Origin of the sequence: Nitrospira sp. CR1.1 (genome assembly GCA_014055465.1) — a bacterium.
In the GTDB taxonomy this organism is placed as follows: domain Bacteria; phylum Nitrospirota; class Nitrospiria; order Nitrospirales; family Nitrospiraceae; genus Nitrospira_A.
Map to the genome: position 1 here is coordinate 266,307 of WIAF01000003.1, position 26,144 is coordinate 292,450.

Consider the following 26,144-nt stretch of genomic DNA (forward strand, 5'->3'; position numbering starts at 1 on the left):
CCATGCGACTCGTGATAACCATCGATGTCGAGGAAGACCAATGGGGGATGCGAAAAGGGCGGTACAGCACAACCGACAACATTCGCCAACTTCCGCTGCTCAGTAACCTCTTCCAGGAATTCAACATCGTGCCGGCCTACCTCGTGACGTTCCCCGTCCTGAATGACGACGGCGCCGTGGCCATTGTGCGGCATGCCTATGATTCCGGGCGTTGCGAAATCGGCATGCATTGCCATGCCTGGACCACCCCGCCGTTCGAGGAGGAGCTCACCCGCTCCAACAGTATGCTCTGCAACCTGAATCCTGGGCTGCAGCGAGAAAAACTGTCTCGCCTTTATGAAGCAGTGACGACTCGCCTGAGAACGCGTCCGATCGCCTATCGAGCCGGACGCTGGGGTTATGGGCGAGACACGGCCCATGTCCTCCAGGATCTGGGCTGCCGCATCGACAGCTCGCTCACCCCCTACACCTCCTGGGCCCGATCCCATGGGCCGGATTATACGCACGTGACGCCACAGCCCTATCGATTCACTCCCAGCCACATTTTTTCGCCAGCCCCCATCGGCCCACTTTTGGAGGTGCCTGCCACGATCGGCTTTCTACGGGGGCGATTCGACACCTGCGCCCTGCTAGCCAGACGTCTGGATGCCTATCCCCTTCAACGATTGAAACTCTCCTCCCTGCTGGGACGATTGGGCATCGCCAGGAAGGCCTGGCTTTCGCCGGAACAGGAGTCAGCCGCACGCATGATCCAATTGGTGAAACAAATGCAGTGGCACGGGTATCCGTTGCTCAACCTGGTCTTCCACTCCTCAAGTCTCCTGGCCGGCTGCAATCCATTCGTTCGTACCATCGCCCAGCAGAACACCTTCCTGTCGAGATTGCGCCGCTTGTTGGAGTTCTGCGAACGAGCCGGAATCACCTTCGAGCGCCTCTCTTCGCTCGAGACGCGATTCATGGGAAGGAGGAATTGGGGGGCACCACCACATCTCGCCTACCCGACAGGACATCGGCCAGGCGTTGAAGACACCCATGGGGCCGGCGAGCCGGGACATCCCGGCAGCTAGTTCTTCAACGATGCCAAGGTCTCTTGCGCATCACGAACCCCGGGAAACTGAGCGCTAAGCGAGAGGGCGGATGCGAGTTCCTTTTCGGCCAGGACCTTCTCCCCCCGCCTGGCCAACAACATGCCATAGTGATACCGCACCACCGGACTGTCTTCCAATCGCTCCGCGGCTTTCGCCAACAGAGGAGCGGCTTTCTCCCACAATTCTTTTTTGTAGTAGATCCATCCCAGGGTATCCATGATGAACGGCGCCGCCGGAGCCACTTCGCGGGCTCGAATGGCATAGTGCAACGCCTCATCGAGCTCTCCCTGCTCCATGAGATTGACTGCCAGATTATTCGCCGCAACCGGGTTGGGACTCACGCCGGAAAGCGCTTTCCGATAGTACTGATTCGCTTCGTCGGTCTTCGCCTGGGACAACAGGAGCATGCCGAGCGCTGTCAATGCGTCCTCAAACTGTCCATCTTTGGCGAGCGCCTGCCGCAACCTCAATTCCGCGTCCTGCGGTTTCTGCTGAGCCACATCCAATTGTGCCAGTTCATAGTCGGGGCCGGCTGCATTCGGCATCAGCGCGCTGACTGTTCGCCAGGCCGCTCGCGCTTTATCAAGCTGCCCTCGCGCACGATGGTATCGAGCCGCGACCTCCAATCGGCGAGGATCCTGCGGCGCTTCCCGCACGGCGTTGTTCACGAGCTGATCGGCCCGTTGTCCCTGGTCCGCCGCGACCATGACAGACAAATATTCCATCCAGAGGCTGACGTTGTCCTTATCACGCGCCACCGCTTGCGCATACCAGGTCACCGCCTTGGCAGTGAGCCCCTGCCGCTGGGCCAATTGCCCCAGCTTTCGATACCCGATCGGGTTTGCCGGCGCCTGGTGGCAGATCGCTTGATAGATCGCCTCCGCTTCGTTCCAATGATCCTGCCCCATCTGCGCGTCGCCATAGATCAGCGCAGCCTCGAGGTGTCCGGGATTCCGTCGGAGCACCTCCAACGATTCCCCCGCCGCCCTCTCATACCGCTCCTGCTGCACGTAGAGTCCGGCGAGCGCGAGATGACCGGCGGGGTTGTCGGGATCGAGACGCACGGCCTTTTCCAGCAGCGCCTCTCCCTTTCCCGCATGGCCTTCGAGCAGTTCCAATCGCCCCAGCCAGAGATGCGGCCCTGCCTTGACCTCTTGCATGGTCATCGCCTGGGAGAGCAGGCTGCGGGCCTCTGCCCACCGCTGGTCAACCATCGCGAGCCGCCCCTGAAGGTAGAGCGTGACGGCATCCGGAGAGGCCTGACTGGCCAGTTCTCCGATCACGACACGGGCCTCGTTCGCTCGGCCGATCTCAAGCAGAAGTTCCGCCAACAAGGCCCGGCCTTTGCTCGAACCCAGCGCACGGATCACATCCTGCAGTTCACGCAGTGCGCGGTCCTGCCGCCCGTGCGCCAAATGCTGCACCACCAGGCTCAACCGCGCCGGCTCGCTGTCATGGGCTAATTCCACGGCGCGATCAAACTCGCGTTCGCCGGTGTCCCGGTCGCCCGCGGCCAAAAAATAATTGCCGCGCGCCAGATGCACGTCGATGGAATCTGGATGCCGCTCCAATGCCAGTTGATACCACAGCGAGGCCCGAATCAGGTCGTGCATCAACATCGCCACATTGCCGGCGGCCAGCATAGGTTCCAGGGACCGCTCATCACGCACATGGGCCTGCTCGAACTGATCGAGGGCTTTCGCCAGGTCTCCCGCCTGCAGCGCGAGTTCCCCTTGCAGGATATATCCGGCTGCGTGATGAGGCTGTGTGGCTATCAACTCCTTCGCCATGCGTGCAACCTCGTCCTTCTTGGCTGAAGTCAGATAGAGCCGACCCAACAGCAGCCGAGCGGCGGCATGTCCGGGCTCACGCTGTAACACCGCGCGCAGTTCGGTGAATGTTCGATCGTAATCCGCCGCGTGCAGACTGGCCTGAACCAATTTCCACCTGATCGCCGTGTCGTCCTGAGCATGTTGCACGGCGTTGAGATACTCAATGGTCGCCTCCCGGAACTGATGTTGTTCGACGGCCCGATCGCCGCGCAGCTGGTAGGCCGCCGCCTGTTCCGGATCGGATTGACCACAAGCCGCCAGGAGACCGGCCACGAGCGCCCCGAGCAGCGCCCCAGACCATCTCGTTCGGCATCTCTCCATCAGAGCACTGAAGCTTCCGGTCGTTTCCCCGCTCCCGCAGGCACACAACACCTGATCCCGCCCTCCTGGGTGAGAATGTTGACCTCCACGCCGTACAGCAGATGCAGACGATCCCTCGTCATCGCTTCGTCGGGACTCCCCTGCGCCAAGACTTTTCCCTGATGCATCAGCACCACGGCATCGGACGACAGAAACGCATGATCCGGGAAGTGCGTGGATTTCAACACCGTGAATCCCTCCTCGGCCAAGGCGCGGACTTCCCGCAACAAGCGCAGCTGATTGCCGTAGTCCAGTCCGCTCACTGGTTCATCCATCACCAGAATGGCGGCCCCTTGCGCCACGGCCCTGGCGATCAATGCCAGTTGCCGCTCCCCGCCGCTGATCTCCGTATAGATTCGGTCGGCCAGGTGGGCGATCCCGACCCGTTCCATGGCGCCGTGAGCCAATCGACGCTCGTGTGCCGAATAGGTCTGTTGAAACAGGTGCCGCTGCGCGAAGCGGCCCATCAACACCACATCCCGCACGCGATAGGGAAACGACAGGGTATGAGCCTGCGGCACATAGGCCATTCTGCGCGCCCGTTCCCGGATGCTCAGCCGACTGACTTCGCAGCCATCGAGCCATACGCGCCCTCCTTGCGGGCGCAGCAGCCCCAACATGATTTTGATGAGCGTGCTCTTTCCACATCCGTTGGGACCCAGCAGAGAGAGAACCCGCCCCCGTGGAGCAGACAACGACACTCCATCCAGCACGAGGCGCTGCCCGTAGGAAAAGGTCACACCATGCGCCTCCAAGGCGGTCATGTCAGCCATCCCGCACGGCCCCGCCGTAAGACGGCAATGAAGAGCGGAATGCCGATCAGTTCCGTTGCCACGCCGATCGGAATTTCCGTGCTGAACGAAACTCTCGCGAGATCATCGACGACCAGTAGAAACGCCGCTCCCAGGAGCGCGCTGCTCGGAAGCAACAGACGATTGTCCGGGCCAACCAGCAGACGCGCCACGTGAGGAATGACCAATCCGATCCAGACAATCATTCCGGCCATGCTGACTGTCAAGGCGCTCACGAACGTCGCCGCCAGAATCACGGCGCTCCGCACGACCGGCACATTCACGCCCAGCGTCAACGCTTCCTCATCTCCCATGCTGAGCGCATTCAGCGCCTTCCCGAGGAGCATCAGGATCGCGATCCCGGCCACGATGGGCACAGACAGTGCGAACACCGTCGTGGTATCGACCGCCGAAAGCCGCCCCATCAGCCAGAACACAATGGCAGGAAGCTGGTTATATGGATCAGCCAACGCCTTCACCACGGATAACAGCGACGTAAACAACCCGGTGCTGATGATGCCTCCGAGTACCAGCATGAGCAGCGACTCAGCCTGATAGATACGCGCCAGTCCAAGTGAGAGGAAGACCGCCGCCAAGCCACCGGCGAAGGCTCCCACCTGTACCAGAATCCACCGCTCTGCCAGCAGCATGGCCACCGCCGCGCCGAACGAGGCGCCGGCCAACACTCCGAGGAGCCCCGGTGAGACCAGCGGGTTTCTGAACATGGCCTGAAATGCCGCGCCCGAGACCGACAAGCCGGCGCCGATCAGAATCGCCGCCACCACTCGCGGAAGCCGCACATGGAAGATGACGTTTTTGAGTTCGTCAAAACGTCCCGGCTCGATGAGCGGGACATCTGATGTGAGCGAGAACACAAAGCGGACCAGTTCACTTGCGGAGATCCCATAGCGCCCGATGCCCAATGACAGTATGGCGAGTCCCGCGAGGCAGAGCAGCGAGCCCAGGAACCACAGAGGGCCGGCTGCAGGAGCGAACCACCGCGCCCCCCGCGAAATGAGACCGACTTCCATTCAACGAATCCCGTAGCTGATGGGAATCCGTAACGTCACCTGAGGCGCTCCGAGTTGGTGTTTCAGGGGAACAGGGGAAAGGCGTCTCAGCAATTCCAATGATTCACGATCCAGCAGCTCATGCCCGGAACTCTCCACCACCGCCAACTCCAGAAGGTGGCCGTCCGCACGGATGACTGCCCGCACCACCACACGGCCCTCCCACCGGTTGTCGAGCGCAAACTGCGGATAGCGTTTCATCCGCTCGATCTGCGCCATCACATCTGTCTTCAGCCACCCGTAATGAGGACGAACCGGCCCCACCGACTGAACTTCGGCGACGACGGGTTCACTCCGCTTCGTATCGACCTGTTGAACCTGCACCGACTCTACCGCCGCGCGCACATCCTGTACGGGCTCCCCATGCCGAATCGAGGCGTCAGTGGTTTTGATCGACCCCTTGTCCTGCACCTCTGCCTTTGCCCGTTGATCATCCGGCAGGCCTTCGCGGGATGAGACTGCTGGAGAAGATGAGACTGTTGGAGGAGTGGAAACCGGCACGGCGACCGCTCGTACGGACGCCTCGGTGGTTTCGACGGAGGTCTGCGTCCGCTCCTGCGCGAACGCCCGCGCGTGTCGAATTTCTCCGGCCGATTGTATGACGGCTGCAGCCCGCTCCACGGCGGGGGTGCGCTCTGTCGGCGCATCCCGGCTCACGACCCGGGACTCTACGGGCGGGAGCGTGCGTGGCTGCATCGTGCGTACCTGCGCCATCGCACGCTGGACCGGCCGTCTGTCAACCACCGTCTCGGACGTTCTGGCGACGGGGACGGGAGAAGACTGCGATGGCAGCGATGATGCGGCAGGCGCAGACGGACTCGACTCCGGGGGAGGCGGATCAACCATGGTCACCTCCCAATGAAACGGGTCGGGCGGAACTGCCGGTCGAACATCGATGCGTATCATGATCACCGCGGCGATAAGAGCCAGGTGTAGCAGCAGGGATATTCCCCAGGCCTGCCACTGCACCTTCAGAACCGAAGGGGACACAACTGTCGCCCTGCCACACTCAAGGCGAGAACTCTGAGGTGCAATGTATTCCATTCGAACAAACCATCAAAAAAGCGAGTCTGTTCCAGAGGCCCCCACACCAATGGAAAGGCAGGGATCCTGTGAGGGCTCCCTGCCAGTCGGGAACGGTGATGGAGTCAGGCATCTCCGTTCGCGGGGTCGCATTGCGCGACAGGGGCTCATCAATTCGTGCGTGTCGATTCACCCGGTGTGTTAATCGGCTGATTCTCGCGTATCGGTTTGTCCGGCTTCGGCGGTTCCGCCACTGCCGGCTGCCCGGCCCCTGATGCCTGCACCGGCGGAGCCTGCCTTTGCTCCATTTCCCCGATCGAATCACCCAACCGCTTCAAGCGCTGCTGAAGATCGGCCTGTTCCGTCCTCAAGGCATGCAGGATCGCGTCGCGGAGCGCGCGATTGGTGTCCTGGGTCGATGCGCGCTCCTTGATGGCATACTCCTGGCGAACGTGCAGATCCTGTATTCGTTTCGAGAGAGCCGCAAGATGCTGTTCCTGATTCTTGAGGTCAGTCGCAAACCGCGCGTGCGAGTCGTCGAACGCCTTCCTGGAAGCCTCCGCCTTCGCCATGGCCCGATCGTAGGTGGCGCGGGTCTCCTGCAGTTCCTTTTGTAAATCCTGCCGGACAGTCGTGACCTCTTGAGAACTTGTGCATCCTGTCAACAAGCAACCGATGGACAGCCATTGAACAAACCCGGGTCTCAACGCGTTGATAGTCATCGCTCACTCCTTTTGTTCCGACCTGAGCGGGATGCAAGCCGCCACCGGTTTCATTCCTGAACTCTGTTCGAGCGCGGACCAACCGAGCGGCTCGACCCGCAGGGCTGCGGCCTCGATACTGACTCGCACCTGATCCTCCGGCTGGATCGGTCGGTGGACACAATCGGATACATTCGTACTGGTGAAGGTGAGCGGCTGCCCGACGATCTTCACGGTGACGACGATCTCACCGTTTTGGTATTGGCTGGAGAGCACACGGCCCGCCCATTCATTGCCGGAACACCATTGGTGTAGCCGGGGGGAGGCGATTTTCACATCGGTACTCGCCACGGTCAGGCGAACCCGCTGACCGGGAGAAAGAGGCAGCCGCGGAAGCCCTATCATGGAGCATTCCACGGTGACACACGCTCCCCCATCGGTGCACAAATGAACGTTCCGGTCACTCCTGGTCCCACAGGAAAGCAGCGTGGCCGGCGTCTCATTCACAATCATGGGAGTACCTTCAGCGCGAGGGCGATCGACATTCACTACGACGATACATAATACATTTATAAATATCAAGTATAGTGATATCCATCAATGGCTCTACCAAGCGCGGCCGAACATTCGGACCCGGCGCGAGACGTTCAACAATTCTTTTGTGCCTTCCTCCCCGCATCAAACGCCTGGATGAGTATGCGCGCTTGATGCGTGATCGCATCGACCAACAGATCCAGCTTTCCGATGGCCAGAAATCGCAGATCCCTGGACGCATCCCTCAACGGTTTCGGTGCCCCGTAACTGGCAATACCTTTGGCGGCCCAATCTTCCTCCTGCGCATGGACGATATCTCTCACCAACAGGATCTGCCCGCCATTATGCGGGCCGAACCCGATCACCTTTGCCACGACGTGCGATTTGCCGTCGACGACCGCCATGTGAGACGTGAGCGGGTCGTTCAGCAGCCACACCTCCAGATCCAAATCCATGGCGGCAAGTTTTCCCTCAACGCAATTCAGCACCTTGTGACTCTCCTGGTTTCGCTCTGCCAGCTGTCCGACCAATGCGGACAAATCACCTAGACTCGACATCTTCCCCTCCCTCTCTTGATGGTGGCTCTCCCCGCTCAGGGCTCTGCACGCAACACGTTCTGTAACTCTTCATCGCTCAGACGAACCTGAAAGAAACGTTCGTAAAATTGTTTCATTTCCGCAATCAGGTCCAGCCCGGCAAAACCCGGGCCATACAACAGCTCCGCCGTCCAGACAACCATGAGCGGCTGCTCCGCGGTCCGGTATCCCCATGGATGCACTCCGACCGGAATTGAGTAGATCCGTTTCGCCTCGACTGCTTTGACCCTCTTCAACCGCTGATCGGCATACACCTGCGACACCTCGCCGGGATCGTTCACGATCATCACGTCAGGATTCCACTGCACCACGTGCTCGATCGAGAAATCGAATTGCTCCGCGAGGCGGCCGTCTCCCGTGACACTGACTCCTCCCGCCTGCCTGATCCACCAATCTCCGATCAGGTGGGGACTTCGCAGGCTCTTGAAGTGAGAAAACAACACGCGCGGGCGTTCCGCTACGGGCCGATCAGCCACCGCCGCTTCGACTCGCGCAATGATCTGATCGAACCACCCCACATATGCCTCCGCTCGATCTTCCGTCTCGAAGACCTGCCCCAACAAGCGCATGAGCGGCCGCACGTCACTCTGTTCCCGCCAGGCCAGGAACATGACCGTGAAGCCTTTCCGTTCCAAGAGATTGAGCAGCATCCTGTCCATGACGAAGACAATTTGGGGCTTGAGCGCAAGCAGCCGTTCGATGTCCGGCTCGCCTCCCGGGCCCTGAGTGGCCGGTTGCTGTGCGACGTGCGGCGCGATCCGCCGATGAAATGCGTACCGCTTGCCCTGCGCGAACAACGGCATGCCGTTGACGATCGTCTCGGCCTTGCCCATCGTGAAAATAAAACTGTGTATCACGGGGACCGATCCGACCGCCGCGACCCGCTCAACGTGCGCGGGAATCACGACCGTCCGGCCCGCCATGTCGGTCACGGTGCGCGCCGGCGGTTCTGCCCAAACGATCACCGGCATCACGACCAACCACACAATCAGGGTCAGGTGGTTGAGTACCCGCCGGCCTGTATCGTACCCTCTCATCGACCTGACCCTCCCTTCGACTTAGCTATCTTCAGCCAAGGAGCGGGCGCTCCTGCCGTGCACGTACTTCCAGACCCATATCGCATACTTCGGTGGCTTTAAGGGCTAGCCGTCGATATCACCAGCCTGAGCAATATGGGGCAAGACTTCATCGGAGAATAACCGCAAGGAACGCCCCAGGAGAGCCGGCGGCAGATACCCGAAGAATCCCATCAGACAATTCACGTGCCGGCTTCCGGTCAAATGACCGAGTTCGAGCAGACGTTCACGACAGGTGGCGGGGCCACCGGCAATGACCATCTCCCGATAAAACCGTTCGACCTCCAGCTCACCCTCCGTCATCGTCCCAGGCCTCGCCGGAATGCCGGCTTTTCGCAATCGATCCGTCAAAAGCTGGATCACGGGCAGAAGCTCCCGTCTGGCGTCTTCGTCATTGCCGCCGACATACACAAAACGTCCGATCGGCGCATGGCGGACGTTGCCGCCCTCCTTTTCGAATGCTCGAACGACGCGGATGATGTTGGACAGGGACTGAATCCCATGCTGAATCAGACGGTGGCCCTCACGCGCCGCCCATCCGGCAGTCTCTTCATTGTAGGTGCCGATGTAGATGGGCGGAGTGGGTTGCTGAACCGGTTTGGGCTGCACATTGAATGAACCGCCATTCATGCGAATGTCTCCGGGCGCCCAGCATTGCAACATGGTCGCGAGATCCCGCTGAAAATCCGCTCGCCCTGTCTCCGGATTTACTCCGAACGCCGTCGAGTAGTCTCGATTGCCCCCTCGCGACACGCCGACATTGATCCGTCCTCCGCTCATCACATCCAGCGTGGCGATTTCCTCTGCGAGCCGGATGGGGTTGTGAAGAGGGAGCAACAGAACGGAAAATCCAATACGAATGTGCTGAGTATGCGCCGCAAGTTGAGCCGCTGCGATGAGAGGCGATAAGCAGAGCCGTCCCCGACCGTCCCGGGGACGTTGAAAATGCTCCTCATTCAGCCAGAGCGACTCGAACCCCGCCGTTTCGGCCATCTTCGCGAATACCGGCCACTGCGTCGGCAGAAGCGATTCGAAACCGGCCCCGCATCCCGAAAGGCCAAATTGCATCATGTCCCCCCCTGTGAAAATGCGCCTCAGCACAACAAGGGTGAGACTACCTGGCCTTCGTCCGGGACTCCTTGATCAAGGAGTCAGCGCGCGCTGACGCGCATCAAGTCATTGGGTGGGCCTTAAGACCTACGAGAACGCTGCGGAACGCCGGCTCGCCTTGTTCCCGCCTAGAGCAGCACCGGTTCCGCGTCGACGAACGGCTCCCGGACATCCGATGTGCGACCTCTGGCGAGACGGGTGAGTCGAGGAAGATTAATCAAGGTGATCAGACGGCCTTGGGTCAACAGAAGTTTCTCCGACTGAAAGGCGCTCAGCAGACGGGCCAGCGTCTCGGGTGTGATCCCAGTCATTTCGGCGATTTCTTCCCGTTTGAGGCTCATGCCTATTTGAATGCCACCCTCCCCGCGCAACCCAAATCGCCGGCCCAACTCCAGCAATGTGGCAGCCAACCGCTCCCGCGCATTCTTGAAGGTGAACGCGTCGAGTTGCGCGAGATTGGATCGCACCTCGCGGCTGAGCAACTCGATGAGTTTGAGCGCCAATGTGTTGTCGCGCCGAATCAGGTCGAGATACGCGCTCCTCTCGATCAGGCAAATCTTGCACGACTCGAGCGTCTCGCACGTTGTCTGGTGGACGGAGTTTTGCGCGAAGGCGTGTTTTTCGATGATCTCCCCCGCCTCGAGGATTCGCACGATCAGGCGTTGTCCTCGATAGGAGGAACGGGTCAGTTTCACCTTGCCCGCGCACAGCATATACAGACCGATACTGAGATGGCCCTCGTAAAAAACGACCTGATTGGACTTATAGGAGAGCGGAATTCTGATGCGGTGGAAGGCCTCGAGCTGACCTCCGCCTAAGTCGAAGATCCCCCCGTCACCGTATGGTTTCTGCGCTGTACAGCAAGGTGAAATGTGGTCGACTGGTCGGTTCATGATGCGTCTCCATCTGCCAAGAAATCATGATACTTCGCTGATTGGCGCACAGTGGAAACGTATCACAATAGATTTATAAATTTCAAATATACGTGACATGCAAGAGCCATGTGACCAGAGCCAAGTGGCGGGATCAGTATAATGTTGACAAACTTATTAAAGTTCATGTAATTAATACCTCATCGGATTACAGATATTTTATTTCGCACGCAAGAATGCGTCCTTACGACTTCCCACTTCACCTGTAGCGCTTAACCTCAGATGAGGAGACCTTCTATGCAGCGACGAGCAATTTGGAGTGCCGGTCTCCTGGCCGGCTTATTGGTAGGCCTCTCCTCGGTACCGGCCCCGGCAGTCGAGGAAGGCCAGTTTATCAAGAAGGACGGGAAATGGGAGTATTACTCGGGCGAGGACCCCGGCCTCAAATATCTCCTCCTCAAAGGCATCATCACGCAGGACGAATATGACCGAGGCCTGAAGGTCATTGAAAAGCGTGAGCAGGTGTCAAAGCCGAATTACACCATCGACGTCAACAACGGCCTGAACTTCCGCGTGGGAGACAAATTCTTTCTCAAGCTGCGGCTTCTCACCCAGGTTCGGTACACCCACAACGCCTACAATAGTGCATGGGGGACCGTCGGCGACTCACGGAATCCGGAAATTCTTGGAGGACAGGTCGAGTATCGCGCAATCCGGAAGCAAAGTGACTCCAATCAATTCAGCGTGCCCCGTGTCCGGCTTCAATTCCTGGGTTATGCCTTCGATCCTGATTTTCGCTACAACATTTCCTTGGCGTTTGATCAGACAACCTGGAATCAGGAGGGTGGCAGCGGAAGGGCCGGCCTCCTCGATGCCTACGTGTCCTCATGGCACATCCCCTGGCTTACGATTCAGGCCGGCCAACAGAGGGTCTGGTTCAACCGCGCGACTATCAGTTCGATGGCCACCTCAACCTTCGCGGACAATCTGATCGTCCAAAACGCCTTCGCGGCCAACCAGCAAAACAGCCGCGACGTGGGTGTCAGCATTTCCAGCGATGAGGATCAGTACAGATTCAATTACGCCTTCGGCATTTGGGGCGGAGTGGGAGCCAATCTCGCACGGGAGGGCACCTCCGTCAGTCAGAATGTCCTGCCCCAAACCGGCACACCGGGCGCACCGGGAGCCGCGACCACGCGCACCTACAATTACGATACGCGTTTCATGACCGGGGAAATGATGTACACAGCCCGGCTGTTGTACAAAATCGCGGGCAATCCGGGCTATGGCCAGGGCGATATTTTGAACTCCCGGACCCTGCAATCGGCCATCGCGTTCGGCTACGCCTATAATCCGGCCCAAAACTATCTCAGTTCGATCCGCTCGGACATTGTCGATCGAGCCTACCGGCAGGCTGTCACCAAAGCCTACAACGGCCGGCTCCTGGCCGGCGGCATCTGGGATTTTCAGACGTATGAAGCCGACTTCATCGCCAAATATCAGGGATGGTCGTTTCAGGCGGAAGGGTATTATCGTCACCAGCGGCTCCGCAGCGCCAATAGCGGAACCAGCGCGTTTGACTTGAATACGATCCCGGCGGCGCAATTCCTAGGCCCTCCAGTCAACCTGGGACAGGCCTACGGATGGTATGCGCAAGTGGGGAAATACATTATCCCGCGCAAACTCGAACTGGCGGTCCGGTATGGATTCATGGATCCTTCCACCCAACAGGTGAATGATCTGCTCAAAGAATTCGGCGCCGCGATCAACTACAGTTTCGACGGCACGTACAATAACCGGCTCGTGATTGATTACTCCAATATCACGATGGGCAGCGGCGGACGAGCGCCGGATCGGTTCCCCTTTGAGAGTGAGCCAGGATTCGGCCGCGATCTCGTCGAGAACCGGATCAATGTGCAGTACCAATTCTATTTCTAAACCGGGCACGCAGGTCGTCGCACCAACGTGGAGGACAGCATGAGAGCAGCATTTCGTATCAGAGGAATCATCGCCGCGGTCAGCCTACTGCTCGGCCTAGCCTGGAACATCCAGCCGGCCCAGGCGCAAGCGGACATCATTACCATCGCCGCCGCCAACAGCCTGAAAGACGCTCTTCGCAAGGTGCTTCCGCTGTTCGAGGCGGACCACCGGAACATCAACGTGCGGGTAATTTACGGTCCATCCCAAACACTCCGCGGCCAGATCGAACAGGGCGCGCCGGTTGACATCTTTCTGCCGTCGCTTTTTGAAGAAATCGACCAGCTAGAGGCCAAGGGGCTGATCATTCAAGGAACCAAACGCGCCTTTGCGGCCACCTCGCTGGTCCTGATCACGGGGACGACCCTTCCCGCCCCCATCAGCTCGATTCAAGATCTGCAAACCACCCCGATTCGCCGCATTGCGGTCGGCGACCCCAAGACCTCCTCGGTCGGGAAAGTCGCCGCGCAGTTTTTGAAATACAGCAACCTGGAACCCAAGCTGAAATCGCAGTACATCCTCGGCGAACACTCGCGGGCCGTCCTCGATCTGGTGGCCAAGGGCGAGGCCGAAATCGGCGTGGTCTATCGCACCGATGCGATATCCAATTCAGGCGTCCGCATCCTTGATACCGCACCAGTCGGCTCCCACACCCCGGTACGGTACGGCGTCGCCGCCGCATGGACGGCACAGAACATTTCTGCAGCCGGTGACTTCATTGAGTTTCTACTGAGCCCCACGATCCAGACCCTGTTGCAGGAATTCGGATTCGACCGCGTGTCTCCCGAAGTCGGATTCGCACAACGAGAAGAGGTGAAACCATGATTACCATCAGCCGTCTACAGCAGCGAATGTTGTCCCGTCGCGGCAGTCTGATCCTCGCCTTCATCGGTGTGGTCGTCGCGGCCGGTTGCGCAGCACAATCCCCGACGCCGCCCAAGATGATCTATCAGTCGGGATTGAATCAGGTCCGGATCGAGAAAGATCCCGCATCAACGACGAACGCCCACCCGGCCTCGCTGACCGCAACGGAAGTCGGCACGTTGTTACGGGGTGTACGAGTCTGGGAACGACGCAACGCTCTGCATCGTCTCTTCGTCGGGCAGGCCGGCAAAACCAGGGCCTTCCGTGACGGGGAAATTGCGAACCTGGCGCCGGCGCTGGCGAAAGCCTTGTCACAGGCATCTCCCTCTGACCGTGTGTACTACCATCTCAGCCATGCGACTGAACATGGCGAAGAAGAGACCAGCACGGGCTGGTTGTCGGTGCAGGATACGACCCTGCATCTGGCCTTGCGCGAAGCTCACGATCGGCATGGACCCGGGCCTGATATCAGCAAGTATGACCGGCAGATGCCGAATGTCCCCGAACGGTCTCCGGCATTCGACGCCACGTTTGAGCCGGAAGAGTTCCTGGTGAAGGTCGTATCAGGCGGGGGACTGTTCGCGCCGGATCAACAGGAAGAACTCCTCATTCGGTACAAGGACGCGCTCTTGGCCATGCCGGCGCAACCAGGACTGGAGCGAGACAACAAACCAGTGCCGGAACAGCACTGAGCGGCCGAGAAGAAGAAAACAACCATGGCAATCCCGGTTGTCGGCGGTAAACTGGGTCGATGGAATGAACGAGCGGGCACAGGCCGGCGGCCACGGATGCGTCGAACATTGGAGCGGGCGCAAGACGCGTGACCCGGTGAAGGCCATTCCCGGGAAGACGACGGCCGTCGGGATGATCCTCGATCGAGTCAACCACACGCTGGCCCGGAAGATGCGTGCCGAGGCCAACAAGCCAGGCCTTCCGCCTTCTTTCAGAAACAGGACCGCATTATCCGGGGAACCGCCAACCGGCCGCTGGATTTATGAAAAATCGCATCATCCCCCGGCTTCGCGAACCAATGGAATCAGCGAACAGAAGAACCCATGCAGATTCGAGGTTCGTTCGCCACACTCTTTAGCCCTCGGGAGCCTGGACCAGAGCTGTCAAGTGAACGGGACGCGACAGGTGATTTAACCGACAAACAGAATCGATGCGCCTCTCCGCCAGGGCGCTTACTGGCACCAGGCTGACCACTGTGGTACCGTAGGCGTTCACACGAGGCCCGCATGCGCTGGCTCCACGACCGTTCGATCGGACAGAAATTTTTCCTCTCTTTCGGAGTCATTCTCAGCCTCCTGGCGTTGAGCCTCACGGCGCTCCTGGTCTATCTCAGCCGCATCAACAGTTATGTCGACCGCCATAAGCGGATCACTGTGCCGGCCATCGTGACCGCGGCGACGATGCAGCGTTCCGCCTATGACATCAATCTCATCCTGCACCTCTTCTTGGAGCAGGCGACGAAGACCGCCGCGGAAGACACCCTCGCCCGCCTAACCCTGCACGCCGACGAGATTCGTCATTCCCTGCAGCTCTATCGCTCCACGCATGCGGCGCGCACCCACCCGATTCTCCTGGGTATGCTGGACCAACACCAACGCCTGGATCTGGCCGACCAGGAAGACCGGGCCATTGCCGAAATCGATCACGCCCTGCAGGAGTTGAACGGCTTATGGAGCGCGGCCCTGGCGCAGCCGCGGGCTCCCGGAACGCCCCAGTCGCTGACCACTCAGGCCGATGCCCTTATTGCACAACTCACGCACAACCTCGATCAGTTGGTCGCCGCCCACCGCGATATCGACGTCGAAATGAAAATCGAGGGAGACCTGCTGCTCCAACAGGCCCGGATGATTGCGCTGGGGCTGGTGGCCACCCTCGGACTCGTCATCGGCGTGATTTACGTTTCGGTCAACCGCCGGATCGCAAAACCACTTCAACGCCTCTCGATTACCGCCGACCGCGTGGCCCATCACGACCTGACGGCGCAGTTTGAATCCTGGCCGGCCCGGGACGAAGTCGGCACCCTGGCGGCCTCGCTTTCTTCAATGGTCACGAGCCTGCGCGAACAAACGGCCGCCACCGCCAGAAAAACCAAGGAGCTGGAAGCCTTTACCTATTCCGTTGCGCACGACCTCAAGGGACCGCTGCGTGAGATCGAAGGGTTCTCCTCCTTACTCGAAAAACGGTTCCTCGAAGGCGGTGATGCCGAAACTCGCCACCAGATCGATGTCATCCACCGTTCTTCGCTGCGCCTCACCCATATGATCGACGCGCTGCTCAAATATTCACGCTTGGAACAACAGGACCTGCCACGGCAACGCTTCAATGTGCTGGAAATGATCACGACCCTCATCACCGACCGCTTCACTGGACTGCAGGGACCGAAGCCGAAAATTCAGGTCGCCCTGCCGTTCGCCGACCTGTACGGCGAACCGGTCAGCATTCGTCAAGCGATCGCTAACCTGCTCGACAATGCGGCGAAATTCTCCCGGCGGACACCTGTGCCGACTATCACCATCGGCGGAACCAGGACCGACCACGAGCGGATTCTCTGGGTACAAGACAACGGCATCGGCTTCGATCCCACACAGACCGACAAGATCTTCGGACTGTTCGAACGGCTGCACAGCCCGCAGGACTATGAAGGCACGGGAGTAGGCCTGGCGATCGTCAAACTGGTGATGGACAAACACGATGGGCGCGTGTGGGCCGAATCCACATCAGGCGCGGGGAGCAAATTCTCTCTCGCGTTTCCCGAACGAGCCGAGATCGTTGTGGATCGAGCATCACCTTCATCCTACTCCTCCCACCTGCCGTCCGCCTGACATCATGAGCACGGAACGCATCCGCACCCTCATCATCGATGACGAAGAGTTTGTCCGGTTGGTCGTCGAGCAGGCCCTCCGCGAGGAAGGATGCGACACGCGGACGGCAGGTGGCGGGCAGGACGGTCTCGATCTGCTTCGCACCGGCAACTTCGACTGTGTCATCACCGACCTGCGAATGCCCGGCGTGGATGGTCGCGCCGTGCTGCGCTGGGTCAAGGAGCATCAACCGGATGTGGATGTGATCGTCCTGACCGGCCACGGTGACGTCAAGGACGCCGTGGCGGCCATCAAGGACGGCGCCTGGGATTTCATGATCAAAGATACGCCTTTCGACGGCACGGCCGTGAAGGCGGCCTTGGCCAAACTGCGCACGGTGCGCGAACTCCGCCGTGAAAATCTGGCGGCCCGGCACGGCGGATACCGCCAGGAGGCCGTGGTCAAGGGAGTCAGCCAAGCCTGGCAGCGGCTGGAGACCCAGATCGCGCAAGTGGCGCCGTCGCAGGCCCCGGTCCTCATCCAGGGCGAAACCGGTTCGGGAAAGGAAGTGGTCGCGCGCCGGCTGCACGCGCAGAGCCGCAGGGCCACGGGCCCCTGTATTGCCGTCAATTGCGGAGCCGTGAGCCGCGAGTTGTTAGAAAGTGAATTGTTCGGCTACGAAAAAGGCGCCTTCACCGGCGCTGCAACGGCCAAGCCGGGCCTCATCGCCGCGGCCGAAGGCGGATCATTATTTCTGGATGAAGTGGGGGAAATGCCGGGACCGATGCAGGTAAGCCTCCTGCGCTTTCTCGACCGGAACGAGTACCGTCCTGTCGGAAGCACGCGCACATTTCGGGCCGATGTCCGAATTATCTGCGCGACAAACCGGGACCTGCAGGAACTGGTCTTCCAGGGCCGGTTTCGCGATGACCTACTGTATCGCATCAACACCGTCACCCTGCGCGTGCCGCCGCTGCGGGAACGACCGGAAGACATCCCCGGATTGGTCGGCCATATTCTCCACAGTCTTCGCCTCCCCGGAACAGCGGCCAGAACACCGACGCCTGAAGGCCTGGCCCACCTCGCCGCTTACCGCTGGCCAGGCAATGTACGGGAATTGCGCAATGTCATCGAGCGCCTCGTGCTCATGAGCCCGAATACCGGCCCCATCACCCGCGAAGACATCGTGCAGGTCCTTCCGCAGTCATCAGCGACCGGCGCAACGGGAGATCAGGCACAACTTCCGCTGGAGGAAATCGAACGTCTGCACATTGAGCGCGTGCTGCAAGCCAGTGGCGGCAACAAAACCAAAGCTGCCCAAACCCTTCGGATCGACTACAAGACCCTGCTGACGAAGCTGAAGAAATACGAATCCGGCCACTGAACGCCGGACGGTCCGGCAAGGCCATCCCCCACATCGACAACGGGCCACAGACTGTCGGACAATGACCGCGACACATCCTCCCGGTGTCCCAGGCAGATGCCAAAGGAGCGACGCGTATGACAGGACCCGGATCATCGGGTGAACGGCAGGCACAGGCACGTTTCGGGACATCCGGCCGCGCGGCGGCCTTTTATCAGCATCAAGTCCTGGCATACCTGAATCAATCGATGCGGGACTTCATCGCCCGCATGGAGATGGTTTCTATCGCAACTGCGGATGCGCGGGGAAATTGCGACTGTTCCTTCCGCGCGGGCGCGCCGGGCTTTGTGCAGGTGCTGGATGAACGGACGCTGGCCTATCCGGAATACAGAGGGAATGGCGTGCTGGCCAGCGTGGGAAACATTCTGGAGAATCCTCACATCGGCATGATTTTTCTCGACTACTATCAGACGACCGTTGGGCTTCACGTGAACGGGACCGCGCGCGTCACCGACGCAAGAGACATCACCGCTCTACCCAACGCCACGCCGGGCATGACAGAAGCCGCTCACATCACGGGCGGCCGGCAGCCCAAAGCCTGGATTGTCGTGGGTGTGGAAGAGGCCTACATCCACTGCTCCAAACACGTGCCGCTGCTCGAGAGACGCGAGAAACAGATCGTCTGGGGAAGCGACGACGAACGGCTCAAAGGCGGAAACTTCTTCAAGATTGCGCCCTAGCCGTGCTCGCGCGTCACCGACGGCCGCCGCAGATTGAGACGATCATTTTTTCTGCTGGGCGCGCGCCATGGCTAATGCAAAGGCGTTCACCGGCTGAGGAGTTTTAGCTGCCGTCCGGGAGGTATCGGCGGGCTGACGATCCCGAATCCCCCCGGCGCGTGGAATAGGGTGAGGGGCCGTCGCCGCCGCATCATCCATGCGCATGGTCAACGAAATGCGCTGTCGAGCCGCATCGACCGACACCACCTTTACTTTGACGATCTGCCCCGGCTTCACGATCTCATGCGGATCCTTCACGAACTTGTTCGCCAATGCCGACACATGCACGAGCCCGTCCTGGTGTACGCCGATATCGACGAAGGCTCCGAACGCGGCTACGTTCGTGACCACGCCTTCGAGGACCATGCCGGGCTGCAAATCGGCGAGTGACTCTACTCCGTCGCGAAAGGTCGCCGTTTTAAATTCCGGACGCGGGTCGCGGCCCGGCTTTTCCAATTCCGCGAGAATATCGCGCACCGTGGGCAAGCCGAATGTCTCGTTGGTAAAGTCCGCCGGCGAGAGATCCTTCAACACGGTCGGCTTTCCCATGACCTCGGCGATCTCCTTGTTCAGCCGCGCGAGCATGCGCTCGACCACCGGATAGGCCTCCGGATGAACAGCGGACCGGTCCAAGAGATTATCGCCGTTATTGATCCGCAAAAATCCGGCCGCCTGCTCGAACGTCTTGTCACCCAAGCGTGGAACCTTTCGAATCATCGTGCGGTTGGGGAATGGACCGTGCGCATCGCGATATTCGACGATATTTTGAGCCAGGACTCGATTCAACCCGGAGACTCTCGCCAACAGCGGCGCCGACGCGGTGTTCACATCCACGCCGACCGCATTGACGCAATCCTCGACGGTCGCGTCAAGCGATCGGGCAAGCGCCCGCTGATTGACATCATGTTGATATTGCCCGACCCCGATGGATTTCGGGTCGATCTTGACCAACTCAGCCAACGGATCCTGCAATCGGCGGGCGATCGACACGGCGCCGCGCAAACTGACATCCAGCGCCGGAAATTCCGCCGCGGCAAAGGCCGACGCGGAATAGACGGAGGCGCCCGCTTCGCTCACCACGATTTTGGTCACCTTCTGCGCCGGCTTCCGTTCCGCCGCCACCTTGATGACCTCGACGGCCAGTTTATCCGTCTCCCGGCTAGCCGTGCCGTTGCCGATCGAGATCAATTCCACGCCGTGCCGGATCACCAACTCCACGATGGTGGCGAGCGCCCCCTGCCAGTCATTGCGAGGTTGATGCGGATAGATCGTCGTGGTTTCGAGGAGTTTGCCCGTGGCATCCACTACGGCCACTTTGCAGCCGGTGCGGATACCGGGGTCGAGGCCGAGCACCGCTTTGGGACCGGCCGGGGCTGCAAGCAGGAGCTCGTGGAGATTACGGCCGAAAATCTTGATCGCTTCTGCTTCCGCCGCCTCGCGCACCTGGAGCAGTAACTCGGTGCTGAGATGCAGATGCACTTTCACCCGCCAGGCCCAGTAGCAGACATCGTTGAGCCATTTATCGGCGCGCCGGCCACGGTTTTCAATGCCGAAATGGGCGGCAATGAGCGCGGCGCAGGGGTGCGGCACCTGGGCATCGAGCGTCTCGCCCAGGCCAAGGTCCAGTTTCAGCACGCCCAGCGTGCGCCCGCGGAACAGGGCCAGGGCTCGATGCGAAGGAATCGTGCGAATCGTTTCTGAATAGGCGTAATAATCGCGAAACTTTTCTTCTTCCGCCGTCTCTTTTCCGGACAGGACGGTCGACGTCACAATGCCTTCATTCCACAATTTCGTGCGCAGGGTGGCGAGCAAGTCGGCGGTTTCCGCGAACCGTTCAACCAGAATATCGCGAGCCCCTTCCAATGCCGCCTTCGTGTCCGGAACGTTGACCGCCTCGACACCTTCGGCGGCGGCCACCACCTTCACATACTTCGCCGCTTCCTGTTCGGGATCGAGCGTGGGATCGGCCAACAGCGCATCTGCCAGAGGTTCCAGTCCAGCCTCGCGCGCGATCTGAGCTTTGGTGCGGCGCTTGGGCTTGAAGGGCAGATAGATGTCCTCGACGGCTTGCTTGGTCGCCGCCTGCTCGACGGCCCGGCGCAGTTCATCGGTCAATTTACCCTGTTCTTCAATCGAAGCCAGGATCGTCTGCCGCCGTTCCTCCAATTCGCGCAAATAGAGAAGCCGTTCTTCCAGGGTGCGCAGGTGCGTGTCGTCCAGATTATTGGTGGCCTCCTTGCGATACCGCGCAATGAAGGGCACCGTCGCGCCACCGTCCAGCAGGGTCACCGCCGCCGACACTTGCGGTGAGGTGACGCCGAGCTCTTTGGCGAGGAGATCAACAATCCGTTGCTGCGCGGCGGCTGAAATGGTCGGCGTCGTGGAGGCGGTCATGTGTGTCTAACAGGCTTTCCGAAAGCGAGGCGTGGCCGAATGCATTCAGCCGGGCTCAGAAGCTTTCTGGTTAGATGAATTGGACGAGTTCGGGCGGCTCGATGGCGATACCCCTTGCGATGGATGAGCGGGAATCTAGCAGAAGATTCGGCGAACTTCCAGGACGTATCCACGGCGATTGTCCATTGCAGAAATCCTGACAGTGATTCCGGCTGCGCGCTGAGCGCGCCGACATTCATTCTTTGGACATGTTATAGTCGCGGTCGCCACCGGACAGCCGCCTCACAGACCGATCCCCGGCACCGGTCGGCTCATGCATGCCGAAACACCCGCACAATCCACCGGCATCCGCATCTCTCACCGTGGCCGCCATGGGCGTCGTCTACGGGGACATCGGCACCAGTCCGCTATATGCCCTGCGCGAGTGTTTTCACGACTCGCACGGACTCGCGGTCACGCCGGACAACGTGCTGGGCATCTTATCGTTGATTGTCTGGTCGCTCGTGCTCGTCGTCACAGTCAAGTATCTGCTCTTCGTGATGAAGGCCGATAACGAGGGGGAAGGGGGCATGCTGGCGCTCATGGCGCTCAGCCAACGCTCCCATCCGGTCAACCTCCGCAAGGGACTGAGCCTGGTGGTCTCGCTGGGATTAGTCGGCGTCGCCTTTCTCTACAGCGATGGCATTATCACACCGGCGATTTCCGTCCTCAGCGCGGTGGAAGGGCTGACGCTGGCCACCGATGTATTGACGCCTTATGTCCTGCCTGTCACCGTCGGACTGGTTGCACTGCTCTTCAGCATCCAGCGCCGCGGCTCCGGAGAATTGGGCAATGTTTTCGGTCCCATCATGCTGGTCTGGTTTGCGACGCTGGCCCTGCTGGGTCTGCACAGTTTGATCCAAACCCCCGCGGTGCTGCTCGCCGCGAATCCGCTGTACGCCCTCGGCTTTCTCGTGCAGCATGCAGGCATCGGGTTTTTGGTATTGGGCAGTGTGTTTCTGGTGCTCACGGGAGCCGAAGCCCTCTATGCGGACATGGGTCATTTCGGGCGCCGCCCGATACAACTCGGCTGGTTCGCCGTGGCGCTGCCGGCGCTTCTGCTTCAGTACTTCGGCCAGGGCGCGCTCCTGATGCGGAATCCGGCGGCTCTCGCCAACCCCTTTTATCATCTGGCTCCCGAATGGATGCTCTATCCGCTGATTGCGCTGGCAACCGTGGCCACCATCATCGCGTCGCAAGCCATGCTGTCCGGCGCCTTTTCCCTCACCTTACAAGCCGTGCAACTCGGCTATCTCCCGCCGCTCCGGATTACGCACACCTCCGCGGAACAGCATGGCCAAATCTATTTCACGGTCCTAAACTGGCTGATGTTCATCGGCACCGTGGGGCTGATCCTTTCGTTCGGATCGTCGACCAACCTGGCCGCGGCCTATGGCATCGCCGTCTCCGGCTCCATGATCATCACCACGCTGCTCATGTACCGCGTGACCCGCCGGCACTTGCGGTGGAGTGCGCCGCCGGCGGTCATGGCGGTGGGGGTATTCCTGTTCATCGACCTCGCGTTTTTTCTCGCGAATGCCCAAAAGATCCCTCATGGCGGATGGTTTCCGCTGCTCCTCGGCGCGGCAATTTTCACCGTGATGAGCACCTGGGCGCGAGGCCGTGCCATCGTCGCCGAACACCTCCGTGTTCAGTTTCCTCCGTTGCGTCAATTTGTCAGCGAAGTCTTGCCGACAGTGGAATGCCGGACCGCAGGTCGCGCCGTGTTCCTCTCCCAACAACCGGACATCACTCCGCCGGCGTTACTACAAAATGTTCGCCACAACAAATCGCTCCATGAAGAAATCTACCTCCTCACAGTCCGCACAGAACATGTGCCGTTTGTTCCGGCAGGGGCGCCCTTGGAGATCACCCCCATCCAGGACAATCTCTTTCAAGTGATCGCCCGTTGCGGATTCATGGAAACCCCGGACATCCCACGCGTCCTGACGCAACTTGCCGCGCATGGGCATGCGCTCCCCATACAGGACACCACGTTTTTCCTGAGCAGGATTACGTTTTTGGCGACCCCGAAGCCGGGCATGGCGATCTGGCGGGAAAAACTGTTTGTGATGCTGTCACGAAATACCCAGCGCGCCAGCTCCTATTTCCATCTGCCGTCCGAACAGGTGGTTGAAATCGGACTGGTGCTGGAGATTTGACGATCAGGGGGATGCTGGCCAGGCACAATCCACCCGGCCCGGCGATGGCCACGGGAAGGACTCGAGGGACATCAGACGCACTGTCCGAACCCGGCCTGCCGCCACGCTTCATACAGCACAACCGCGACCGAATTGGACAGGTTGAGGCTGCGGCTGCCTGGCACCATCGGCACGCGGATGCGGTGCTGATCGGAGACGCTGCCAAGAATCTCCGCCGGGAGCCCCCGACTCTCCGGCCCGAAGACAAACACATCGTCCTCTGCGTATCGCACCAGATCATAGCGCTGCCTGCCCTTGGTCGAGACAGCAAAGAGTCGGCGATCCGCGAAGTGCGTGAGACAGGTTTGCCACGTCTCATGCACCGTGATCGTGGCAAACTCATGGTAATCGAGCCCAGCTCGCAGCAGCTGTTTGTCTTCCAACGTAAAGCCCAGTGGCTTAACGAGATGCAGTCGAGCCCCGGTATTCGCACACAGCCGGATGATGTTGCCGGTATTGGGGGGAATTTCTGGTTGATACAAAATGACATCAAACATGATGACTGAAGGATGGATTGAGGTGTGCTGTCCAGCAGCAAGCGGAGAGAGTAGCCGGCCGGTCATCCCGACAAGGCCCCCCTTCCGCCGTTCGCCGTTCAGGAACGAAAGGCCTGCACCTCGCCGGATTTGCGCAGCATCTTATTCACTTCATCGAGATGCAGTTCCTCGCCCACGATCATCTCACGAGCAAATTCCTCCAACAGGACAGACTTGCCCTCCGCCAGCTTCAGCAGTTCGTAATAGGACGCGACGGCCGCCTTTTCATGCTCCAGGCTCTCTCGCAAAATATCGCCGATGTCGTGCTTTTCGGTTTCGAGCAATGTCCCGATTTTCAGCGATGGATGTCCGCCCAGCAGCGTCACCAGTTCGCCGGCCTTGTGCGCATGGGCCAAGCTTTCATCCGCATTGCTCTTCAGCCACGACACGATCGGAATCCGATTGTACCCGTAAATCATGAGCGCATAATGCGTGTACCGCACGACCCCGGCGAGCTCAAGCTCCATGATCCGATTCAAAATCCCCACTGCGCGCTGCGTATCTTGTTCATTCATCGTCACTCTCCGATCAGGCAAAAAATTTCTACCTCATACCACTGGTCTTCGCGACAGGCTAGACGTTGAACCGGAAGTGCATGACGTCGCCGTCCCGCACGACGTACTCTTTGCCTTCCAACCGCATCTTCCCCTTTTCCTTCGCGCCCGCCTCGCCCTTGCAGGCGATGAAGTCGTCGTAGCCGATCACTTCCGCGCGAATAAACCCCTTCTCAAAATCGCCATGAATCACGCCGGCGGCCTGGGGTGCAGTGTCGCCGATGTGGATGGTCCAGGCGCGCACTTCTTTCACGCCGGCCGTAAAGTACGTTTGAAGCCCGAGCAATTGATAGGCCGCGCGGATCAGGCGATTCAATCCCGGCTCCTTCATCCCGATATCGGCCAGGAACTCCTGCTTTTCGTCGTCGGAGAGGACCGCGATTTCCGATTCCAGGGCTGCGCAAATCGCTACCACCGGCGCCCCTTCCTGTGCGGCGTACTCCTCCACACGGGTCAACAGCGGATTGTTGGTGAAGCCTTTTTCCGACACATTGGCCACATACATCACCGGTTTCATCGTCAGCAGGCACAGCGGTTTCAGCAAGGCCCGCTGCGCCGGATCCAGCTTCATCGTCCGCGCAGGCTTGCCTTCATTCAGACAGGCCGCCGCCTGCACGAGTACGTCCCCCAGCTTCACGGCATCTTTGTCGCCCGAGCGGATGAGTTTCACATTCCGCTCTTGCGCCTTTTCGACGGTGGTCAGGTCGGCCAACGCCAGCTCCGTCACAATGGTGGCGATATCGGAAATCGGATCAACCTTGCCGGCCACATGCACGACGTTGTCATCTTCGAAACAACGCACCACGTTCACAATCCCGTCGGTTTCACGAATGTTTGCGAGAAACTGATTGCCCAACCCTTCCCCCTTCGAAGCTCCCGCTACCAACCCGGCGATATCGACAAACTCGGTCGTGGCATATTGCATGCGCTGCGGTTTGACGATATCGGCCAGCGCCTGCATCCGCGCATCCGGCACTTCGACAATCCCGATATTGGGTTCGATCGTGCAGAACGGATAGTTCTCCGCCGCAATCCCTGACTTGGTCAGCGCATTAAAGAGGGTGGACTTGCCCACATTCGGCAGCCCGACGATTCCACATTTCACACTCATGACGTTCCCTTCCTAATCATGGCTCTGTTGGTTCGGTCCGCTGTCCCAATACATTCGGATTGAGAGGAACGCGTGAACCGAAGAGGCGCATTCTACGTGTTCGAGGCTGGCGCGGTCCACTCCCACGTAACAACTGGTGGAGGAGGCCTGGCCTCACCTCACATTCGAGTTTTCACTTGCCGCTATGAGGAGAAGGGAGGAGACCTTCGAGGGCGATCACACAGGTGCCGGAGCATGAGGGAGCGGATGCAGGCGCGGCAGGCTGAAGAGGCGGCACAACAAAGCTGGACCATTCAGACGAGTTGAGTCTCAGCCATAGTGCGGAGGACTCCTGCGCGTAACGCTGCGGGGTGAGCGAGGCGGTTTACCTACGTATTATACCGAGGTGAGAGCAGCTGGAATAAGCAATTCGCTTGGGAAGCGCTCCGATTCGCCCTACACTGGCATGACGAACAGACAC

Annotated in this window: 22 protein-coding genes; 8 read left to right on the forward strand and 14 right to left on the reverse strand. The window is 59.9% G+C overall.

Translation table 11 applies throughout. The annotated features are described in order from the left end of the window. Nucleotides 1-2: 2 nt before the first annotated feature. Entirely contained in the window at nucleotides 3-1,067 is a 1,065-nt protein-coding gene (locus GDA65_07990; protein MBA5862633.1) for a hypothetical protein, read from the forward strand. Here the strand turns inward: GDA65_07990 and GDA65_07995 are convergent. The 10 genes from GDA65_07995 to GDA65_08040 form a co-directional block, all read right to left on the reverse strand. Further along, a complete protein-coding gene (locus GDA65_07995) occupies nucleotides 1,064-3,241 on the reverse strand; it encodes a tetratricopeptide repeat protein (protein ID MBA5862634.1) in 2,178 nt (725 codons plus the stop codon). The genes GDA65_07990 and GDA65_07995 overlap by 4 nt on opposite strands. Further along, nucleotides 3,241-4,044 (reverse strand): ATP-binding cassette domain-containing protein, encoded by an 804-nt coding sequence (locus GDA65_08000; GenBank protein ID MBA5862635.1) that lies wholly within the window; start codon nucleotides 4,042-4,044, stop codon nucleotides 3,241-3,243. Before GDA65_08000 ends, GDA65_07995 begins: the two co-directional genes overlap by 1 nt. Further along, nucleotides 4,041-5,102 (reverse strand): iron chelate uptake ABC transporter family permease subunit, encoded by a 1,062-nt coding sequence (locus GDA65_08005; protein ID MBA5862636.1) that lies wholly within the window; start codon nucleotides 5,100-5,102, stop codon nucleotides 4,041-4,043. Before GDA65_08005 ends, GDA65_08000 begins: the two co-directional genes overlap by 4 nt. Then, nucleotides 5,103-6,185 carry a TonB family protein gene (locus GDA65_08010; protein MBA5862637.1) on the reverse strand — a complete coding sequence of 361 codons (1,083 nt, stop codon included), beginning with the start codon at nucleotides 6,183-6,185 and terminating at the stop codon, nucleotides 5,103-5,105. A 149-nt stretch (nucleotides 6,186-6,334) separates the two neighbouring features. After that, nucleotides 6,335-6,886 (reverse strand): hypothetical protein, encoded by a 552-nt coding sequence (locus GDA65_08015; GenBank protein ID MBA5862638.1) that lies wholly within the window; start codon nucleotides 6,884-6,886, stop codon nucleotides 6,335-6,337. Between the two features lie 3 nt (nucleotides 6,887-6,889). Continuing rightward, nucleotides 6,890-7,378, reverse strand: coding sequence for a TOBE domain-containing protein (locus GDA65_08020; GenBank protein MBA5862639.1), 489 nt, complete (start codon nucleotides 7,376-7,378; stop codon nucleotides 6,890-6,892). Nucleotides 7,379-7,512: 134 nt separating this feature from the next. Then, the gene (locus GDA65_08025; protein MBA5862640.1) at nucleotides 7,513-7,956 is read right to left on the reverse strand and encodes a hypothetical protein; all 444 of its coding nucleotides are present in this window, start codon (nucleotides 7,954-7,956) and stop codon (nucleotides 7,513-7,515) included. A gap of 35 nt (nucleotides 7,957-7,991) precedes the next feature. Continuing rightward, the gene (locus tag GDA65_08030) at nucleotides 7,992-9,032 is read right to left on the reverse strand and encodes an ABC transporter substrate-binding protein (GenBank protein ID MBA5862641.1); all 1,041 of its coding nucleotides are present in this window, start codon (nucleotides 9,030-9,032) and stop codon (nucleotides 7,992-7,994) included. A gap of 105 nt (nucleotides 9,033-9,137) precedes the next feature. Next, nucleotides 9,138-10,139, reverse strand: coding sequence for an LLM class flavin-dependent oxidoreductase (locus GDA65_08035; protein MBA5862642.1), 1,002 nt, complete (start codon nucleotides 10,137-10,139; stop codon nucleotides 9,138-9,140). Nucleotides 10,140-10,309: 170 nt separating this feature from the next. After that, nucleotides 10,310-11,074, reverse strand: coding sequence for a helix-turn-helix domain-containing protein (locus tag GDA65_08040; GenBank protein MBA5862643.1), 765 nt, complete (start codon nucleotides 11,072-11,074; stop codon nucleotides 10,310-10,312). 276 nt (nucleotides 11,075-11,350) lie between these two features. Between GDA65_08040 and GDA65_08045 the strand changes: the two genes are divergently transcribed. The 6 genes from GDA65_08045 (at nucleotide 11,351) to GDA65_08070 (ending at nucleotide 18,810) form a co-directional block, all read left to right on the forward strand. After that, on the forward strand, nucleotides 11,351-12,991 hold the full coding sequence (locus GDA65_08045) for a hypothetical protein (GenBank protein ID MBA5862644.1): 1,641 nt from the start codon (nucleotides 11,351-11,353) through the stop codon (nucleotides 12,989-12,991). Nucleotides 12,992-13,030: 39 nt separating this feature from the next. Continuing rightward, a complete protein-coding gene (modA, locus tag GDA65_08050; GenBank protein ID MBA5862645.1) occupies nucleotides 13,031-13,855 on the forward strand; it encodes a molybdate ABC transporter substrate-binding protein in 825 nt (274 codons plus the stop codon). Then, a complete protein-coding gene (locus GDA65_08055; GenBank protein ID MBA5862646.1) occupies nucleotides 13,852-14,586 on the forward strand; it encodes a hypothetical protein in 735 nt (244 codons plus the stop codon). Before modA ends, GDA65_08055 begins: the two co-directional genes overlap by 4 nt. 546 nt (nucleotides 14,587-15,132) lie before the next feature. Beyond that, nucleotides 15,133-16,728: a HAMP domain-containing protein gene (locus GDA65_08060; protein MBA5862647.1), complete on the forward strand. Its 1,596-nt coding sequence runs from the start codon at nucleotides 15,133-15,135 to the stop codon at nucleotides 16,726-16,728. Beyond that, entirely contained in the window at nucleotides 16,598-18,091 is a 1,494-nt protein-coding gene (locus GDA65_08065; GenBank protein MBA5862648.1) for a response regulator, read from the forward strand. Before GDA65_08060 ends, GDA65_08065 begins: the two co-directional genes overlap by 131 nt. A gap of 116 nt (nucleotides 18,092-18,207) precedes the next feature. Beyond that, entirely contained in the window at nucleotides 18,208-18,810 is a 603-nt protein-coding gene (locus GDA65_08070; protein ID MBA5862649.1) for a pyridoxamine 5-phosphate oxidase, read from the forward strand. Nucleotides 18,811-18,852: 42 nt separating this feature from the next. On the opposite strand, the gene GDA65_08075 is transcribed toward GDA65_08070, so the two are convergent. Beyond that, complete coding sequence (locus GDA65_08075) at nucleotides 18,853-21,243, reverse strand: S1 RNA-binding domain-containing protein (protein ID MBA5862650.1); 2,391 nt, start codon at nucleotides 21,241-21,243, stop codon at nucleotides 18,853-18,855. 317 nt (nucleotides 21,244-21,560) lie between these two features. On the opposite strand from GDA65_08075, the gene trkD reads away from it, so the two are divergent. Then, nucleotides 21,561-23,444, forward strand: a complete 1,884-nt coding sequence (trkD, locus tag GDA65_08080) for a potassium transporter Kup (protein MBA5862651.1) — start codon at nucleotides 21,561-21,563, stop codon at nucleotides 23,442-23,444. Between the two features lie 71 nt (nucleotides 23,445-23,515). Here the strand turns inward: trkD and trmL are convergent, their stop codons facing one another. The 3 genes from trmL to ychF form a co-directional block, all read right to left on the reverse strand. Next, nucleotides 23,516-23,980: a tRNA (uridine(34)/cytosine(34)/5-carboxymethylaminomethyluridine(34)-2'-O)-methyltransferase TrmL gene (trmL, locus tag GDA65_08085; protein ID MBA5862652.1), complete on the reverse strand. Its 465-nt coding sequence runs from the start codon at nucleotides 23,978-23,980 to the stop codon at nucleotides 23,516-23,518. Between the two features lie 98 nt (nucleotides 23,981-24,078). Next, nucleotides 24,079-24,534 carry a bacterioferritin gene (locus GDA65_08090; protein MBA5862653.1) on the reverse strand — a complete coding sequence of 152 codons (456 nt, stop codon included), beginning with the start codon at nucleotides 24,532-24,534 and terminating at the stop codon, nucleotides 24,079-24,081. Between the two features lie 58 nt (nucleotides 24,535-24,592). Next, the gene (ychF, locus tag GDA65_08095) at nucleotides 24,593-25,684 is read right to left on the reverse strand and encodes a redox-regulated ATPase YchF (GenBank protein ID MBA5862654.1); all 1,092 of its coding nucleotides are present in this window, start codon (nucleotides 25,682-25,684) and stop codon (nucleotides 24,593-24,595) included. Between the last annotated feature and the right edge of the window lie 460 nt (nucleotides 25,685-26,144).

Bases quoted from the DNA above. Each gene is read 5' to 3' on its own strand.
- GDA65_08020 (MBA5862639.1), bottom strand. From the start codon at position 7,378: ATGATTGTGAATGAGACGCCGGCCACGCTGCTTTCCTGTGGGACCAGG.
- GDA65_08075 (MBA5862650.1), bottom strand. From the start codon at position 21,243: ATGACCGCCTCCACGACGCCGACCATTTCAGCCGCCGCGCAGCAACGG.
- GDA65_07995 (MBA5862634.1), bottom strand. From the start codon at position 3,241: ATGGAGAGATGCCGAACGAGATGGTCTGGGGCGCTGCTCGGGGCGCTC.
- GDA65_08035 (MBA5862642.1), bottom strand. From the start codon at position 10,139: ATGCAATTTGGCCTTTCGGGATGCGGGGCCGGTTTCGAATCGCTTCTG.
- GDA65_08070 (MBA5862649.1), top strand. From the start codon at position 18,208: ATGACAGGACCCGGATCATCGGGTGAACGGCAGGCACAGGCACGTTTC.
- GDA65_08030 (MBA5862641.1), bottom strand. From the start codon at position 9,032: ATGAGAGGGTACGATACAGGCCGGCGGGTACTCAACCACCTGACCCTG.
- trkD (MBA5862651.1), top strand. From the start codon at position 21,561: ATGCCGAAACACCCGCACAATCCACCGGCATCCGCATCTCTCACCGTG.
- ychF (MBA5862654.1), bottom strand. From the start codon at position 25,684: ATGAGTGTGAAATGTGGAATCGTCGGGCTGCCGAATGTGGGCAAGTCC.
- GDA65_07990 (MBA5862633.1), top strand. From the start codon at position 3: ATGCGACTCGTGATAACCATCGATGTCGAGGAAGACCAATGGGGGATG.
- GDA65_08055 (MBA5862646.1), top strand. From the start codon at position 13,852: ATGATTACCATCAGCCGTCTACAGCAGCGAATGTTGTCCCGTCGCGGC.
- GDA65_08040 (MBA5862643.1), bottom strand. From the start codon at position 11,074: ATGAACCGACCAGTCGACCACATTTCACCTTGCTGTACAGCGCAGAAA.
- GDA65_08005 (MBA5862636.1), bottom strand. From the start codon at position 5,102: ATGGAAGTCGGTCTCATTTCGCGGGGGGCGCGGTGGTTCGCTCCTGCA.
- modA (MBA5862645.1), top strand. From the start codon at position 13,031: ATGAGAGCAGCATTTCGTATCAGAGGAATCATCGCCGCGGTCAGCCTA.
- trmL (MBA5862652.1), bottom strand. From the start codon at position 23,980: ATGTTTGATGTCATTTTGTATCAACCAGAAATTCCCCCCAATACCGGC.
- GDA65_08025 (MBA5862640.1), bottom strand. From the start codon at position 7,956: ATGTCGAGTCTAGGTGATTTGTCCGCATTGGTCGGACAGCTGGCAGAG.
- GDA65_08060 (MBA5862647.1), top strand. From the start codon at position 15,133: ATGCGCTGGCTCCACGACCGTTCGATCGGACAGAAATTTTTCCTCTCT.
- GDA65_08045 (MBA5862644.1), top strand. From the start codon at position 11,351: ATGCAGCGACGAGCAATTTGGAGTGCCGGTCTCCTGGCCGGCTTATTG.
- GDA65_08065 (MBA5862648.1), top strand. From the start codon at position 16,598: ATGGGCGCGTGTGGGCCGAATCCACATCAGGCGCGGGGAGCAAATTCT.
- GDA65_08010 (MBA5862637.1), bottom strand. From the start codon at position 6,185: ATGGAATACATTGCACCTCAGAGTTCTCGCCTTGAGTGTGGCAGGGCG.
- GDA65_08015 (MBA5862638.1), bottom strand. From the start codon at position 6,886: ATGACTATCAACGCGTTGAGACCCGGGTTTGTTCAATGGCTGTCCATC.
- GDA65_08000 (MBA5862635.1), bottom strand. From the start codon at position 4,044: ATGACCGCCTTGGAGGCGCATGGTGTGACCTTTTCCTACGGGCAGCGC.
- GDA65_08090 (MBA5862653.1), bottom strand. From the start codon at position 24,534: ATGAATGAACAAGATACGCAGCGCGCAGTGGGGATTTTGAATCGGATC.